The sequence below is a fragment of the Bacillus sp. FSL W8-0116 genome (assembly GCF_038003825.1).
GTDB classification, from domain to species: domain Bacteria; phylum Bacillota; class Bacilli; order Bacillales; family DSM-4216; genus Bacillus_O; species Bacillus_O smithii.
Map to the genome: position 1 here is coordinate 24,542 of NZ_JBBOPY010000002.1, position 16,748 is coordinate 41,289.

At 40.5% G+C, this 16,748-nt stretch carries 13 protein-coding genes, 1 tRNA gene and 1 pseudogene; 12 read left to right on the forward strand and 3 right to left on the reverse strand.

Annotation, left to right across the window (positions count from 1 at the left end):
* Positions 1-24: 24 nt before the first annotated feature.
* Positions 25-618: an ATP-dependent Clp endopeptidase proteolytic subunit ClpP gene (gene clpP, locus N1I86_RS16155; protein ID WP_003353530.1), complete on the reverse strand. Its 594-nt coding sequence runs from the start codon at positions 616-618 to the stop codon at positions 25-27.
* Between the two features lie 263 nt (positions 619-881).
* Between clpP and N1I86_RS16160 the strand changes: the two genes are divergently transcribed.
* Positions 882-953, forward strand: a tRNA-Arg gene (locus N1I86_RS16160).
* Between the two features lie 369 nt (positions 954-1,322).
* Here N1I86_RS16160 and N1I86_RS16165 read toward each other — a convergent pair.
* Positions 1,323-2,684: pseudogene (locus tag N1I86_RS16165) on the reverse strand (IS4 family transposase).
* Between the two features lie 1,582 nt (positions 2,685-4,266).
* Here N1I86_RS16165 and N1I86_RS16170 point away from each other — a divergent pair.
* Positions 4,267-4,596, forward strand: coding sequence for a PBECR3 domain-containing polyvalent protein (locus N1I86_RS16170; RefSeq protein ID WP_341097471.1), 330 nt, complete (start codon positions 4,267-4,269; stop codon positions 4,594-4,596).
* Between the two features lie 512 nt (positions 4,597-5,108).
* On the opposite strand, the gene N1I86_RS16175 is transcribed toward N1I86_RS16170, so the two are convergent.
* A complete protein-coding gene (locus N1I86_RS16175; protein ID WP_003353525.1) occupies positions 5,109-5,774 on the reverse strand; it encodes an MOSC domain-containing protein in 666 nt (221 codons plus the stop codon).
* A gap of 361 nt (positions 5,775-6,135) precedes the next feature.
* Here N1I86_RS16175 and N1I86_RS16180 point away from each other — a divergent pair, with 361 nt between their 5' ends.
* From N1I86_RS16180 to eno, 10 genes are all read left to right on the forward strand, one after another.
* Complete coding sequence (locus N1I86_RS16180) at positions 6,136-6,264, forward strand: hypothetical protein (protein WP_261794227.1); 129 nt, start codon at positions 6,136-6,138, stop codon at positions 6,262-6,264.
* Positions 6,265-6,344: 80 nt separating this feature from the next.
* Positions 6,345-7,166 (forward strand): copper amine oxidase N-terminal domain-containing protein, encoded by an 822-nt coding sequence (locus N1I86_RS16185; RefSeq protein ID WP_341097474.1) that lies wholly within the window; start codon positions 6,345-6,347, stop codon positions 7,164-7,166.
* 382 nt (positions 7,167-7,548) lie between these two features.
* Positions 7,549-8,883 carry an RNA polymerase factor sigma-54 gene (gene rpoN, locus N1I86_RS16190; protein WP_341097475.1) on the forward strand — a complete coding sequence of 445 codons (1,335 nt, stop codon included), beginning with the start codon at positions 7,549-7,551 and terminating at the stop codon, positions 8,881-8,883.
* A 77-nt stretch (positions 8,884-8,960) separates the two neighbouring features.
* The gene (locus tag N1I86_RS16195) at positions 8,961-9,371 is read left to right on the forward strand and encodes a glutaredoxin family protein (protein WP_341097477.1); all 411 of its coding nucleotides are present in this window, start codon (positions 8,961-8,963) and stop codon (positions 9,369-9,371) included.
* Positions 9,372-9,558: 187 nt separating this feature from the next.
* On the forward strand, positions 9,559-10,584 hold the full coding sequence (locus N1I86_RS16200; RefSeq protein ID WP_341097480.1) for a sugar-binding transcriptional regulator: 1,026 nt from the start codon (positions 9,559-9,561) through the stop codon (positions 10,582-10,584).
* A 58-nt stretch (positions 10,585-10,642) separates the two neighbouring features.
* Positions 10,643-11,650, forward strand: coding sequence for a type I glyceraldehyde-3-phosphate dehydrogenase (gene gap, locus N1I86_RS16205; protein WP_003353519.1), 1,008 nt, complete (start codon positions 10,643-10,645; stop codon positions 11,648-11,650).
* A 146-nt stretch (positions 11,651-11,796) separates the two neighbouring features.
* On the forward strand, positions 11,797-12,981 hold the full coding sequence (locus tag N1I86_RS16210) for a phosphoglycerate kinase (protein ID WP_048622611.1): 1,185 nt from the start codon (positions 11,797-11,799) through the stop codon (positions 12,979-12,981).
* Between the two features lie 33 nt (positions 12,982-13,014).
* On the forward strand, positions 13,015-13,776 hold the full coding sequence (tpiA, locus tag N1I86_RS16215; protein ID WP_341097482.1) for a triose-phosphate isomerase: 762 nt from the start codon (positions 13,015-13,017) through the stop codon (positions 13,774-13,776).
* Positions 13,769-15,304 (forward strand): 2,3-bisphosphoglycerate-independent phosphoglycerate mutase, encoded by a 1,536-nt coding sequence (gene gpmI, locus N1I86_RS16220; protein ID WP_003353514.1) that lies wholly within the window; start codon positions 13,769-13,771, stop codon positions 15,302-15,304. Before tpiA ends, gpmI begins: the two co-directional genes overlap by 8 nt.
* 33 nt (positions 15,305-15,337) lie before the next feature.
* Complete coding sequence (eno, locus tag N1I86_RS16225) at positions 15,338-16,630, forward strand: phosphopyruvate hydratase (RefSeq protein ID WP_341097483.1); 1,293 nt, start codon at positions 15,338-15,340, stop codon at positions 16,628-16,630.
* Positions 16,631-16,748 lie beyond the last annotated feature (118 nt).

A 16,748-nucleotide genomic window follows, 5' to 3' on the forward strand; every position in this document is an offset into this window, starting at 1 on the left:
TCCGCTCGATGGGAGCAAACGAAATTATTTGCTGATATCGTTTCGGCTAATGATATGGTCAATTAAGCCATATTCTTTGGCGCGTTGAGCCGTCATAAAGTTGTCGCGGTCTGTGTCTTTTTCAATGACTTCGAGCGGCTGGCCGGTGCGTTCTGATAAAATTTTGTTTAATTTATCTTTTAAGAACAAAATGCGTTTAGCGGCAATTTCAATTTCGGTTGCTTGACCTTGTGCGCCGCCAAGCGGTTGATGGATCATCACTTCGGCATTTGGAAGAGCATAACGTTTTCCTTTCGTTCCTGCTGCAAGCAAGAATGCTCCCATGGAAGCGGCCATCCCGATACAAATTGTTTGGACATCCGGTTTAATAAATTGCATTGTATCATAAATCGCCATTCCGGCTGTAATGCTTCCGCCGGGACTGTTAATGTAAATGGAGATGTCTTTTTCCGGATTTTCTGCTTCAAGGAATAAAAGCTGAGCTACAATAGAGTTTGCGACAGTGTCGTCGATCGCGCTGCCCAACATAATAATACGGTCTTTCAACAAACGTGAGTAAATATCGTACGCCCGTTCCCCGCGGTTTGTTTGTTCAATGACTGTAGGAATTAGGTTCATACCAACTTTCCTCCTTTTTCAAATTTCTTCATAAAATTTCTAGCGAAGAGAAACTTATGTAATGTAATCATACAATGAAGGTCAATAAAGGTCAAACATAAAAGCTTATAAAAAATAATTTTTTTGTACACATCGAACATTGTACCCATGTCCGTTCGAATTTAAACTTTTAAAATCCGCCGGAAGACAAAGTTTTTTCCATAAAACTCTTGCATTATGATTGTTTTTTCATTATAATTTAAAACCGTACTGATTCATTATATGCCCTCGTAGTGTAACGGATAACACGCAAGATTCCGGTTCTTGAAATGTGGGTTCGATTCCTGCCGAGGGCGTTTCAAGTATCCGATTGGTTCGGATTGAATTTCTTTAATACCTTGATACGACTGCATTTGCGGTCGTTTTTTCTTTTTCGAGAATCCGAAAGAATCCTATAGATTTTGAAAAAATTTTGCACGAATTTTACACGGTTATTTTGCATCACGGAAAATCTCCTCCATCGCTAAATCAACTTGTCGGGCGCTTCTATAAGACGGTGTTTCAGCGAAAATGAATTCGTGGGAACACCGTTTTTTGTGCTTAATTTTAGCTGATTTATTAGTTGCCTTAAATGTACAGGAATTTTGAGAGTTATCTGGAAGCGCAGGTTTATTTTAAACTCAAAAATTTCGGTCAAATGAAGTTGACGTTTTTATATAATTAACTCAACTTTCGCACACAGAAATATTTAAGCATTGCTTGATATAATTAGGTATAGTGGCCAACCATTTATTCATTTGATTTTTAAAGATGTCCATGTTCAAAGAAACCTCGGCTTCCGCCAAAGTTTGGAAAAGGTCAATAAGTGATTGAAGGGCAGTAATAAAATCTATGTCTTTTACATCTTCGCAAAGGATGTAAAAAAGGTTGCCAATCGTCTTAGGATCCTCCTCTTTTCGCATTTGCCAAGCAATGAGAATATATCGTGTAAAAACAATGGTTGTATGGCTAATTAACATGTCGTAGGAACGTCCCTGGAATTCTTTCTCTAAATTTAAAAGGGATTTATTGCATTTGAAGAAGACTTCAATGTCCCAACGCATGCCGTAAATACGAATGATCTCTTCATTTTCTAATGTTGTATCTGTGCTGAGAATGGCAAGCCATTCGCTCCGTTTATTACGGTTTCGTACAAATAGAATTTTTACTGGAATTCCATTGTCTAAAGTAGCATAAACGGATCCGCGAATGTCTTTTTTACCCATGTGAGGTTTTGCCAATTTGTAAAGTTGATTCAGTGTGAAACGTTCACCATTGTAAACGTATCGCTGCTTTAATTGCTTCACCAAGCCAATGACAAATAACCCTTTGTTCGTAATCTTCTCAATTAAAGGCGCTTGTGTAAACCAGGAATCCATGAGAACATAGTCAGCTATAATCCCTTTTTCAAGCGCATGATCAAGTAAAGCTGAAGCCACGTCCGGTTTTGATTTCAGAGCTTCCTGGCGACGCTTATAGCCAGATGTTCGTTTATCAATATTGGTATTGTTTTCTTGCAGGCGATTTTCCTTTTTCGGTGAACTTAGAAGAGCAAAATCAACGGGAATAAAAGTAAAACGATCGGTCCAGCCAAGGGTAAGCATTTGAAACCCTTTCAAGTACTGATGGGTAGAGTGATCAAAAACCTTAGCCAACAGTTCAACCGACTTACTACGGTTTCTTGAAAAGACAGAATCATCAATCACAAAAGCTGTGACACGATCTTTTGAAGTTAATGGTTGAAGCAGACGGATCATTTCACTGCTTCATGAAAGCAGAAACTTTCTCCAATGATAGGTTGGTGTATTTAAAAAGCGATAGACTGTATCCTTTCCGGGCAGATCCTGAGATCGTTTACTCATAAAAGCACGAAACCAGTTCTTATATTGGAAGACTAAAAGAAAAATCAGTTTGAAAACAGTAAGACAAGAATACCCGGAAAGTTTCGTAATATTCGCTTTTCTTAAATGATATCCAATATTTAATTCGGAAAATCCTTGTTTAATTTCTTTTGGTAATTGCGCAAAGTAGTCTTTATTCGTTATCATAGTGGTGACACCTTTCTTTTGGATTTGGTTTCGTCACCAATATTTTACCAAAAGAATAGGTGTCTTTCTTTATGTTTTAAAAAATGTCAAATGATAATTTTGTACTTCCCAAAACTATTTACATCAAGCATTTAAACAAGATTTTGGACTGCGAAAGCTGAGTTATGAGTACTCTTAATGTTGTTATTGACTTTAGTGGAACAATAGAAGATGCTATAGAAAAACGATTGAAAAGTATTGGCGTGTCAAGTTGGTTAGCAGGAATCACAGCTAGAGCAATTGTATTTTTACTATTCTAAGCAAATAACAGGAGATGGAAATAATGAAATCCCTTTTGAAATTTCTGATTGTTGTAACAGGTTCGTATTGTCTCGGTCATATCTTTTTTGATTATTCGGAATTAAAAATAGTAACAAATGTGATTCAAACATTATTCTTCCTTTTTGCATTTATTTATTTTACTGTTTATCGGAAAACACCCAAAGATAAAAGTTCTAATTAAAAACCTACGAAACTTTAAAAAATAAAAAACACCTATTTAGGGTGTTTTTTATGTGCGCCCGGCATGTACATGAACTATAGGGTGTAAGTCCCGAACCCCGAAGACAGAAGTAGAGGTTAGCCAAGAGCAAGGGTGTCCGTGGTGACGCGGAATCTGAAGGAAGCTGGAGGCAAAACACCGGACCGAGGAACACGAACCTCATATAAGGCTAGGTATGATTGAGTGAGTTTGCATAACAAAACAAAGCTCTTTCTGTCGAAGGTCATATCGAGTAAATGAGGCGGATAGATGGTGTGAAAGTGCATGTACTTACCCGGGGAGGTCTGGCGGATAGGTGAAGTACTCTTCATAACCTACTTAGTGATAAGTAGCTGAACCGTCAGAAGTCAGCAGAGGTCATAGTATTAGTTGGTCTAGAACAACTAAGAAGGACCGAACAATTAAGAGAGAATAGCCCTTGGTATTCAGTGAGTCATGATGAACACAGAAAACGTAGTACCTCACTTGAGGGAGGAAGCGGTGAATCCCGTGGGAGACCTCTTGGAGGGTGGAGTGACCACTGGCATAAAGAGAACAGCTATTCACGGAAGTTATAAAGACTTGCGTCAATGATCTTAATTGAACCGCCGTATACGGAACCGTACGTACGGTGGTGTGAGAGGACGGGAGTTCATCGCTCCCTCCTACTCGATTTCTTGAACGCCTATTTTGGTTCGATAAGCCTCTTTCTTACATGCTTTGGATCAATATTTTAATGGCTATTTGCTTCGGTTTTTCACATATTTAAATCGGTTTATTTTGATTTATTCACTGCCAAAAATCATAGTATATGCCCATTAAAGAGATGAGGAGTAACTCTATCTTCAACTAAATGAATTCCCTAGTGATTCATATGTATTAAACGATATTTTTTTATTTGTATGTTTTTTGAAACCATTCTAATACGGAAAAAAGCCTGCTACTATGATAGTGTCAAATAAAAACAACTTGGCTTTTTCTTTTTTGTACAATTACAGACATAACTAAAGAAACTGAAGAGGAAATTTGGAAGGAGAAGAAAAATGAGTAGGAGAGAGTTCGATGAAGCCGGAAAAGGTTGGCGAAATAAACGAAATCGTCATAAATATATTGAATTTATCTGTGAGTCCCAATACGCCAATTTTCGTAGGTGAGACAAACCTGAAACATATGAGAAATGAACATCCGGAGGACTTTAAGAAGTACGGAGACAAATTAACTGAAATACTGAACTCGCCTGATTATGTTGCTAAACATCCCAAAAAAGATTCAATTGAATATATAAAAGTATTTTATGATGAGGATAAAGATGATCATGTTTTAGTCGCTGTCAGGGCAAGCAATAGAGGGATGGATGTATTATGCTCGTACGCTGTTTATTATGGGAGATGAAAAAATCCAAAAGTATAAGAAAAAGGGAGCATTAAAACAAATAAGAAAGCCATAGCTTTGTCGGCTATGGCTCCGCAGGCAAGGATTTTAGGCGGGGTGGCACTCCCGCATCTCCACCAAGGGCGATGGCTGCCTGTTCCATCCTCAGAAAATCCTTGCATTATTAACATATGTCATTCTTTATAGTCAGTATACCGTATGATCATTTTTTTGGCAACTTGTCCCCCTTTTAGGTGTGAGTCAAGTTTTTTGTGGAATTTTTCTTTTCGAAAGAAGAACTCTTTTTTGTAAATCGTTACAATTGTTTTTATGATTCTTCAACATAGAAAGGTCGCCTCTTTCTACAAAAATGGTGGTTTATAAAAGTAAGAAAGGGAACCTCTTTCTTGATTTTGTTTTTTCCACCCCCGAAACATTTTACTTTTCGAAAAAAGCACTGCCGCGTGGTTATTTGATCTAAAGATGTGTTTTATGGTGATTTTTAATACCAAACCCGTTCTGTAATCGGAATGCTAAACAGACGCCGTTAATTTATTTAAGCGCTCTTTTAACGATTCACGCCATGATTTGGCTAATTCTTGAACCTCTAATACTTTTTTTATCCCTTCTGCGTCTCTCTGTCTGTGGAAATAAACTTCGTTGGCAAAAAGGATGGAAACTTGTTGCGGATGGCGTTGAATCAATTCGATCTTTGAATTGTGTCTGACAGTGCCTTCTTTTAGAACTCTACACAGATAACCGGTATAGCCCGTTTCTACCATTCTCTTAAGTAGACCTTGTATGTTCGTTCTTCTGGTTATAGTGCTGCATGGAATTCTCCCTTGCGTGATTTGTATGACCGCTTCTCCCAACTGATAAATATCCCCTATACAAACATCTTGCTCTAACATGTTGGCCACGGTCAGATTTTCTCCGAACGCAGAAGGAGGCAATGAAGTATCAAATTCTTTCTCCCACAACTGATAATGTTCATACGGATAGATACAGACGGCACGGTCGGGGCCTCCGTGGTATTTTAAGTTGGCCACTCCATCTCCGCGAAAACCTTCTTTGGTAAGAAAAGCTTCTTCTGTTTTGTTCTTGCATATCCCGGTTTTCATTTCCTTCTGATTGCCGTATTGCATCGTTTTGGGAAGTCCTATAGCAAAGTGGATGATTTCAATGTTACGATCCTTCATATGACGTATATCCCTGCTTTCTGTGGATTTTTCTTTAAAATAATCTTAACATTTGAAATATTAAAAAATCCAGAGGGTGATTTGTTTTGATGCCGGGATCCCTTTGATTCATTTTATCGTTTTTGGGCAATAGACATAAAGAGAGCTTTATTTGATAAAACCAAACCAATTCTCATAAAAAACTGAAAAGGTTATAACCATAAAGGGAGCTTGCTGAAATTTTATCAATCGATGAACTTAAACAGATAGCGGCAATGGTCCGATTGAAAAAAGGATTAAATGGAATTTATCACCATGAAAGAAAGATGATTTTGTATAATAAAAGTAATGAGATTTTTCTGGATTTAAGGAGGCATATAAATTGAAGAAAAAGAATTTTGCAGGTGCTTTGGCTTTTGAGGCTTTGCTGGCAGGCCTGCTTTTGCTGCTGACAGCGACTTTCGAGATGTCCCGAAAAGTTCCTATGCTTATTCAGCTATTGTGGAACTAGCAGAACGCGGCGTTGTCTCCGGTTATTCTGATGGAAAATTTCATCCAGATGAAAAGGTAACAAGAGGACAATTTGCTGGTATGGTTGCTAGAGCGTTGAAATTGCCAAAAGGGAACAGCCATTTTAAGGATGTTCCAGAATCGAAGGCACTTTATGATGAAATTAGTCGTGCTGCGAGTGCAGGATTGGTTCGGAGAATTGATGGTATGGTACCTGGAGGGGGCATTGTAGCAGACGTTGATTTGTTAAAAGATTTTTACAACGAACTACATCAATCAAAAGATGCCTATAAAAATCTTCCAGATCCTGAAACCTATTTAAAAAATGAAACACAGTCTTTACTATCTCAAAAAACGTTGATAAACGCTCATTATCCGGATTATGAAATTATTTCATTCAACGGTAAGGCTTATAAGGATTCGGAAATTTATAATGCTCCTTTCTTAGAAGATGATCCTGTAACGGTTACTATGCCTTCTCAACCGACAGAACCTAATCAGTATTGGATCGACTTGCATATTCCATATACTCAATTTGGCGTGTACGGTCACGACAAAGTGACGGTTGGTCAAGTTCAACCAACCTATACAAAATCCGGTGTAGTGATGGTCGATGTCAAGGGGTTGTTTACCCAAGTACCAACTGTCACGGTGTCCAATGATGGCAAAACTGTTCAATATAATGGAACCACGATTCAACTCACACCGGGAAGCAATGAAATTCAAGTAAATGGAGAAACCAAAACATTGTCCGTCAATGTGGAAACAAAAAATGGAACCGTTTATGTTCCAGGAAGAGAGTTTGCTAAGGAATTAGGATGGTATACTCGTTCAATTCCTCGCTATAAACGATTGGATTTTTCCACTTACCCGTTACCGCAATATGAAGGATTAACGGAATAAATGTAATCAAAAAACTTCCGTGAAGTGAAACAAAAATGAAGGAAAAAATTCTTTTGTGGTTTTGTTACATATGGCGATGTTCGTATTTTATTTTCCCGATCGATTGGAATCACATTCGGTCTGCAGGTGTTATTTAGTTTGATGATAGGACGGGTGGGGCAAAAGGCTTTTTTGCGATTTGGGCAGCTGGATGGATAGGCTTTTTTGGTCCACCCGTTTTCCGTTGACAGGGAAGGTTGAATATTGTCGAAAAATTGGATTTTTTGAAAAAATAGTTCATTTTCGGTGGATATCTTTATAAAATAATAAATGAAAGCGCTTTTAAAACATGAATCGTGAATGATCATATATTGTAAAACAACAATAAGGAGGAGGGAGAAACATGAGTATGCAATTGAAAAGCGGGCTTTGGCTTCAGCAAACGCAGAAGCTGGCGATGACTCAAGAACTGTCGCAAGCGATTGAACTGCTTCAATACTCCTCGCAAGAATTGGCGGAATATTTAGAAGAAAAAACGATGGAAAATCCGTTTATTCAGATAGAGACTCCGCCGATGGAATATTTCGATAGGTGGAGAAGCCGCAAGCAGACGAAAAGGATTCATGACGATAAAAATTGGATTGAACAAATTGCCGATCATTCTTATCAGCTTGCGGATTATTTGCGTTTGCAGCTGTCCGGAATCAAAGTGTCAAAAACGATTCAGAGAGTGCTCGATTTTTTGCTGCTGAACTTAGATGACAACGGCTATTTAACCATCCGTCCGGAAGAAGCGGCTGCTTTGCTGAAAACATCGGTGGACGAAGTACAAACAGCTGTTTCGATCATTCAAGAACTGGAGCCGGCCGGTGTCGGTGCATACCATCTCCAGCATTGCCTGCTTCTGCAAATGGATAGAGATACAAATGCGCCTCCGTTAGCAAAACAAATAATCCGCTTCCACTTTCATGAATTTGCAGAGAAAAAATGGAAAGGGTTATCCAAAACATTAAAAGTGGAATTGTCCGACATTCAAAAAGCCTCAGATTATATTCAAACGTTAAATCCTCGTCCTGGAGCGGCTTTTCAATCGAGCCGGTCAAATGAATATATTATCCCTGATATGTCCGTGTCGATGCACGGGGAGAAAATAGAATTGAAATTTTTGGATGAGACAATGCCTAAAATTGTCTTTCAAAAAGAATACTTTCAAGAAGTCTCCAACAATCATGACCAAGAGTTGAAAATGTTTTTAAAAGAAAAATTCCAAGATTATCAATGGCTGCTGAAAAGCTTGGAGCAGCGGAGAGAAACCATTCAAAAAGTTGGATTGAAAATAGTGGAAAAACAGCGGGATTTCTTTTTGAAAGGGCCGCAAAATTTAACTTCCTTGACAATGAAGGAAATTGCGGAAGAACTCGGAATTCATGAATCAACCGTCAGCAGGGCTGTGAGGGGAAAGTATATGCAAACTCCTTATGGTACGTTGGAACTTCGCTATTTTTTCACTAACGCCGTACCTGCCCGAGACAACGCCGAGGCAATATCCAGCCGACGGGTGAAAGGGTTGATCGAAAACATGATAGCGCAGGAAGATAAAAAACACCCGCTTTCCGACCAAGAAATATGTGATCGACTTAAGATGGAAGGAATCATGATTTCAAGAAGAACAGTCGCTAAATATCGAGATCAACTGCATATCCCTTCGTCATCCAAAAGAAAGCGATATGAGTCATGACGATCGTCCGTCCGGATGACTGAATCGAAAAAACAAATACGGATTGGTTCGCAGCTTTAATATTGAAAAGGAAAATCATGATTTTTCAATGTATGCCTCTCGATGACAAGGGATTGTCGGATCGGAATGTCTCGCAAAACAGGTTGAACGAAAGATTGATCGATGATAAAAGCGGATTAAATGACGTTTCCACAAAAGGGAGGTTGCCTATGATGATTGGTGGAACCAATTGGGATGAAACAGGAGGAACGACCGTGAAACATATAGTGCTTTATACAAAGAAAGATTGCCCGTTATGTTTGGAGGCAAAAATGAATTTGATGCTTGTCGGCGAATTAGTGCCATTGAAAATAGAAGAACGGGATATTGAAGAGAAGGATGAATGGATGGAAAAGTACGGCATGATGATACCCGTTGTCGAATATGACGGCGAAATGATCCAGTACGGACGTGTTGATTACCCCACGTTGTTGGGACGGCTTAAATAAAAAATATTTCAATATTGTTAACGAAATAGGAAGGGTTTGTAAAATCGTGTTCTTTATCGTTGATTTCTTCCATTATCCTTGCTACAATAAAATCGCAAGCAGGGATCATTTTTTTTACAGCAGGTGGGACATAATAAGTCTATGCGGGACTAAAAATGTCCAACTGAATAAAGGAGTCAAAGCATGAATGAGTACATTTCTTGAAGTTCAAAAAAAGCTAGTACCAGACCTGCTGCAAATCATGCAAAAACGTTATGAAATTTTAAGATCCATTTGGCTGTCCGGCCCTGTAGGAAGGCGTACTTTGGCCCAAGCAGTCGGCTTGACGGAGAGGGTGCTTCGCAGCGAAGTTGAATTTTTGAAAAAACAGCATCTGATTGAGATTCGCTCCACCGGAATGGTGATTACCGACGAAGGGAAAACCATTTTGCGTGAAATTGAAGACATGATGCGGGAAATTTCGGGAATTAACCAAATGGAGAACAGGATTAAGGAATATTTTCAAATCCAAGCTGTGTTTATTGTGCCCGGCAACAGCGATACTTCTCCTTGGGTAAAACAAGAAATGGGGCGTGCATGTGCCCGAAGTATCAAAAAACGATTATTGGGAGAAAATATCATTGCCGTAACAGGTGGAACTACGATGGCGGCTGTTGCTGAAACACTGACACCCGATTTTTCCAATAAAAAAATCACGTTTGTCCCTGCTCGCGGAGGTATTGGCGAAGATGTATCCAATCAAGCCAATTATATTTGCGCCAAAATGGCGAAGAATACGGGCCAAAAATACCGGGTTTTCTATGCACCGGACCAAGTCAGCCAACAAGTGTATGCTTCATTGATGAAGGAAAAACCGATTAAGGAAATTTTGACGTTGATATCATCCGCTAATATGGTTCTCCATGGCATCGGTGATGCTATGGTTATGGCAAAACGCAGAAATACGAGCCCGGCGGAGATGGAAAAACTCGTCAAAGCAAAGGCAGTCGCAGAAGCTTTTGGCTACTACTTTGATGAAGAAGGAAAAGTAGTACATAAAGTTTCCACTATCGGTTTGCAGCTGTCAGACTTATCAAAGGCCAAAGATGTCATTGCGGTAGCTGGCGGCGCTTCTAAAGGTAAAGCGATTTTCGCTTATTTGAAAAGCGCGCCTAAATCAACGGTGCTCATTACAGATGAAGCAGCAGCAAAAATGCTTTTAAAAGGGATTTAACCCTTTTTAAAGGATAAATTTTACCATCATCCTGAAACTATGAAGGAGGAATTTCAAAATGGCAGTAAAAGTTGGAATTAATGGTTTTGGTCGTATTGGACGCAATGTTTTTCGTGCAGCATTAAATAACCCAAATGTGGATATTGTTGCAATCAACGATTTAACAGATGCCAATATGTTGGCGCATCTTTTAAAATATGACTCTGTTCATGGCACTCTTGATGCTGAAGTAGGCGTTGACGGAGATTCTTTAGTAGTAAACGGAAAACGCATTAAAGTTGTGGCAGAACGCGAACCTGCTAATCTTCCTTGGGGAGAACTTGGTGTAGAAGTAGTAGTAGAATCTACTGGCCGTTTCACAAAACGTGCAGATGCAGCAAAACATTTAGAAGCAGGCGCTAAAAAAGTGGTTATTTCCGCACCTGCAAAAGAAGAAGATATTACGATCGTTATGGGTGTTAACCAAGATAAATATGATCCTGCAAAACACCATGTTATTTCGAACGCTTCTTGTACAACAAACTGCTTAGCTCCATTTGCAAAAGTGTTAAATGACAAATTCGGCATTCGCCGCGGTATGATGACAACTGTTCACTCTTACACTAATGACCAACAAATTTTAGACTTGCCGCATAAAGACTATCGTCGTGCTCGTGCAGCTGCTCAATCTATCATTCCGACTACGACTGGAGCTGCAAAAGCTGTTGCGCTTGTATTGCCTGAATTAAAAGGAAAATTAAACGGTATGGCTATGCGCGTGCCTACTCCAAACGTTTCCGTTGTAGACTTAGTTGCGGAACTTGACAAAGAAGTAACAGTAGAAGAAGTGAACGCTGTATTAAAAGAAGCAGCAGAAGGAGAATTAAAAGGCATCCTTGCTTACACAGAAGAACCGCTTGTTTCCCGCGACTTTAACGGAACAACTGAATCTTCTACTATCGATGCCCTTTCCACAATGGTTATCGAAGGAAACCTTGTGAAAGTTGTTTCTTGGTATGACAACGAATTCGGTTATTCTAACCGCGTAGTAGACCTTGTGGACTACATCGCTCAAAAAGGTCTTTAATATAAACTGAAGAATATTGGAAATTGAAATCCTAACATCTATAATAAGAGTGGGATGAAAGGGGGAGCGGGGGATTCATCCCCCCTCCCCGTTTTCATGAAAAATCTTGGCTGGAAAATCTTCGAAAACCAAGGAGGCCTTTTGCTATGAATAAAAAAACGATTAAAGACGTGGATGTAAAAGGAAAACGAGTTTTTTGCCGCGTTGATTTCAACGTTCCGATGAAAGACGGAAACGTAACGGATGACACGAGAATTCGTGCTGCACTCCCGACGATCCAATATTTGTCCGAAAACGGGGCAAAAGTGATCCTTGCTAGCCATCTTGGACGCCCGAAAGGACAAGTGGTGGAAGAAATGCGCCTGACGCCGGTGGCAAAACGCCTTTCCGAGCTTCTTCATAAAGATGTTCGTAAAACGAATGAATCTTATGGCGATGAAGTGAAAGCAGAAATTGCGAAAATGGAAGACGGCGACATTCTCCTCCTTGAAAATGTTCGTTTCCATCCCGGCGAAGAAAAAAATGATCCTGAACTGGCAAAAGCGTTTGCTGAATTAGCAGATATTTATGTGAATGACGCTTTTGGCGCTGCCCATCGCGCTCACGCTTCCACTGAAGGGATCGCGAAATATTTGCCGGCCGTGGCAGGATTTTTGATGGAAAAAGAATTAGAAGCTCTCGGCAATGCGCTTTCTAATCCGGATCGTCCATTTACGGCCATTATCGGCGGAGCAAAGGTAAAAGATAAAATCGGCGTCATCGACAACCTTTTGGATAAAGTCGATAACTTAATCATCGGCGGCGGTCTTGCTTACACGTTCGTTAAAGCAAAAGGCTATGAAGTGGGCAAGTCGTTGCTTGAAGAAGATAAAATTGAACTGGCAAAAGACTTTATGAAAAAAGCCGAAGAAAAAGGCGTTAACTTCTATATGCCGATCGATGTTGTCGTGGCAGACGACTTTTCTGAAACTGCCAATACAAAAGTAGTCAGCATTGAGGAAATTCCTTCTGATTGGGAAGCTTTAGACATTGGACCGGAAACAAGCAAAAAATATCGTGAAGTCGTTTTAAATTCCAAATTGGTGATTTGGAACGGACCAATGGGTGTATTCGAAATGGATAAGTTTGCGGAAGGAACAAAAGCTGTTGCGCAAGCTCTTGCTGATGCCGAAAATACTTTTACCATTATCGGCGGCGGTGATTCAGCGGCAGCAGTGGAAAAATTCCATTTAGCTGATAAAATGGATCACGTCTCGACAGGCGGAGGCGCCTCTCTGGAATTTATGGAAGGAAAACAACTTCCTGGCGTTGTCGCTCTTAACGATAAGTAATGGAAGTCGCAAAAGAAAGGAGAGGCAAAAACCATGCGAAAACCCATTATTGCGGGAAACTGGAAAATGAATAAAACGCTCACGGAAGCTCTTCAATTTGCCAACGAAGTAAAAGATTCCGTACCTGGCGAAGACAAAGTGGACAGCGTCATTTGTTCACCAGCGCTTTTTCTGGATCAATTGATTAAAACGGTCCAAGGAACAACGGTCAAAATCGGCGCTCAAAACATGCATTTCGAAGAATCCGGCGCTTTTACCGGCGAAATCAGTCCGAAAGCGTTGGAAGAATTGGGTGTACAATATGTCATTATTGGTCACTCAGAACGCCGGGAAATGTTTAATGAAACAGATGAATCGGTCAATAAAAAAGCCTTGGCAGCATTCCGTCACCATTTAATCCCGATCATTTGTGTAGGGGAAACGTTGGAACAAAGAGAAAGCGGACAAACAAAAGAATTGGTCGGCGATCAAGTCCGCAAAGCGTTGCAAGGTTTAACAGAAGAGCAAGTGAAACAAACCGTTATTGCGTATGAACCTATTTGGGCGATTGGAACGGGCAAATCTTCCACAGCAGAAGATGCCAACGAAGTTTGCGCTCACATTCGCCAAGTAGTCGCTGAACAATTTTCAAAAGAAGCGGCGGAAGCAATCCGCATCCAATACGGCGGAAGCGTAAAACCAGGAAACATTGCAGAGTTTATGAAACAACCGGACATTGACGGTGCATTAGTCGGAGGCGCAAGCCTTGATCCAAAATCTTTCTTACAATTACTGGAGGCAGGCAGTCATGAGTAAAGCACCAGTTGCATTAATCATCTTGGATGGTTTTGGTCTAAGGGATGAAGTGAAAGGAAATGCCGTAGCACAAGCGAAAAAACCGAATTTTGACCGCTACTGGAACAAATATCCGCATGCGACATTGAGAGCAAGCGGAGAAGCGGTTGGTTTGCCTGACGGGCAAATGGGAAATTCGGAAGTAGGCCATTTGAATATCGGAGCTGGTCGGATTGTCTATCAAAGCTTAACGAGAGTGAATATTGCGATTCGCGAAGGGGAATTTGACCGCAATGAAACATTCCTTGGAGCGATGAACCATGTGAAAAAACATGGAACAAGCCTTCACTTATTCGGCCTTTTATCCGACGGCGGGGTCCACAGCCATATTGACCATATGTTTGCCTTGCTGCGACTCGCTGCGAAAGAAGGCGTGAAAAAAGTATATATACATGCTTTCTTAGATGGTCGTGATGTTGGCCAAAAAACAGCGAAAAAGTATATTGAACAAACGCTCGAAAAAATCAAAGAATATGGAGTCGGCGAAATCGCAACGATTTCCGGACGCTATTATTCCATGGACCGCGATAAACGCTGGGACCGTGTGAAAAAATCGTATGATGCGATGGTGTACGGCGAAGGTCCAAAATATAAAGATCCGTTTGAATTAGTGGATGATTCCTATGCAAACGGCATTTATGACGAATTTGTCATTCCGTCTGTGATGGTGAAAGAAAACGGAGAACCGGTTGCGACGATCCAAGACAACGATGCCGTTATTTTCTACAACTTCAGACCGGATAGAGCGATTCAAATTTCCAATGCTTTCACAAACGAAGATTTCCGTGAATTCGATCGCGGTCCGAAAGCACCGAAAAATCTCTATTTCGTATGTTTAACTCACTTCAGCGAAACGGTAAAAGGATATGTGGCCTTCCAACCGACGAACTTGGATAACACAATCGGGGAAGTTCTATCGCAAAACGGTTTAAAACAACTGCGTATTGCTGAAACGGAAAAATATCCGCACGTTACTTTCTTTATGAGCGGCGGAAGAGAAGAAAAATTCCCAGGAGAAGAACGGATTTTAATCAATTCTCCAAAAGTGGCCACTTACGATCTTAAGCCGGAAATGAGCGCTTATGAAGTGGCTGATGCGCTTGTGAAAGAAATCGAGGCAGACAAATTTGATGCTATTATCCTAAACTTTGCCAACCCTGATATGGTTGGACACTCCGGTAAACTAGAGCCGACCATTAAAGCGGTGGAAGCAGTTGACGAATGTTTAGGACGCGTAGTTGACCTTATTTTAGAAAAAGGCGGCGTCGCTATTATTACGGCTGACCACGGAAATGCGGACGAAGTCGTAACGCTTGACGGCAAGCCGATGACGACCCATACAACGAATCCTGTACCGGTCATCGTGACAAAAGAAGGATTGGAATTGCGCGATGGCGGTATTTTAGGCGATTTGGCGCCAACCATGCTCGATCTTTTAGGAATAAAACAGCCTAAAGAAATGACAGGCCAATCGATTATTAAACATTAATATTTAGAAATTAAATAAAAAGGAGAGATTCAAATGCCATTCATTACAGAAGTTTATGCTCGTGAAGTATTAGATTCCCGCGGTAATCCAACAGTAGAAGTAGAAGTTTATACGGAATCTGGTGTATTTGGACGTGCGCTTGTTCCATCCGGCGCTTCCACTGGTGAATACGAAGCTGTGGAGCTGCGTGACGGTGATAAATCACGCTATTTAGGAAAAGGGGTATTGACTGCGGTTAAAAATGTAAATGAAATCATTGCCCCTGAATTGATCGGTCATGATGTAACAGACCAAGTCGGAATTGACAAATTGTTAATTGAACTGGACGGAACAGAAAATAAAGGAAAATTAGGCGCTAATGCCATCCTTGGTGTTTCCATGGCAGTCGCTCGTGCTGCAGCTGATTTTCTAGGCGTTGAACTTTATCAATATCTTGGCGGCTTCAACGCAAAACAATTGCCAGTTCCTATGATGAACATTTTAAATGGCGGTGCCCATGCGGACAACAACGTGGACATTCAAGAATTCATGATCATGCCGGTTGGTGCATCCAACTTCCGTGAAGCATTGCGCATGGGAGCAGAAATTTTCCACAATCTGAAATCCGTGTTGAAAGAAAAAGGCTACAATACAGCAGTTGGTGACGAAGGTGGTTTTGCACCAAACTTAAAATCCAATGAAGAAGCGCTGCAAACCATTATTGAAGCAATCGAAAGAGCGGGTTACAAACCAGGCGAAGAAGTGAAATTGGCAATGGACGTTGCTTCTTCTGAACTTTACAGCGATGAAGACGGAAAATACCATCTGGATGGCGAAGGCGTAGCGAAAACATCCGAAGAAATGGTAGACTGGTATGAAGAATTGATTTCTAAATACCCAATCATTTCGATCGAAGACGGTTTGGATGAAAACGACTGGGAAGGCCATAAAATGCTGACAGAACGCCTTGGCAAAAAAGTACAATTAGTAGGTGACGACTTGTTCGTTACAAACACGAAAAAATTAGCTCAAGGTATCGAAAAAGGTGTTGGCAACTCCATCTTAATTAAAGTAAACCAAATCGGTACTTTAACGGAAACATTTGATGCAATCGAAATGGCAAAACGCGCAGGATACACGGCTGTTGTTTCTCACCGCTCCGGTGAAACAGAAGACAGCACAATCGCTGATATTGCCGTGGCTACAAATGCCGGCCAAATTAAAACGGGAGCACCGTCCCGCACTGACCGCGTAGCGAAATACAACCAATTGCTTCGCATCGAAGACAAATTGGGAGATACTGCTCAATACCTTGGCTTGAAGGCATTCTATAATCTGAAACACTAATCCTTCATCCATTTTCAAAAGGCTGACTCATCACGGTTGACCCGTTCAATGAGTCAGCCTTTTTCATGATTCGTATTTGTCTTCTTCCTGACCCTTGTGGTAAAATAAAACTAATCGT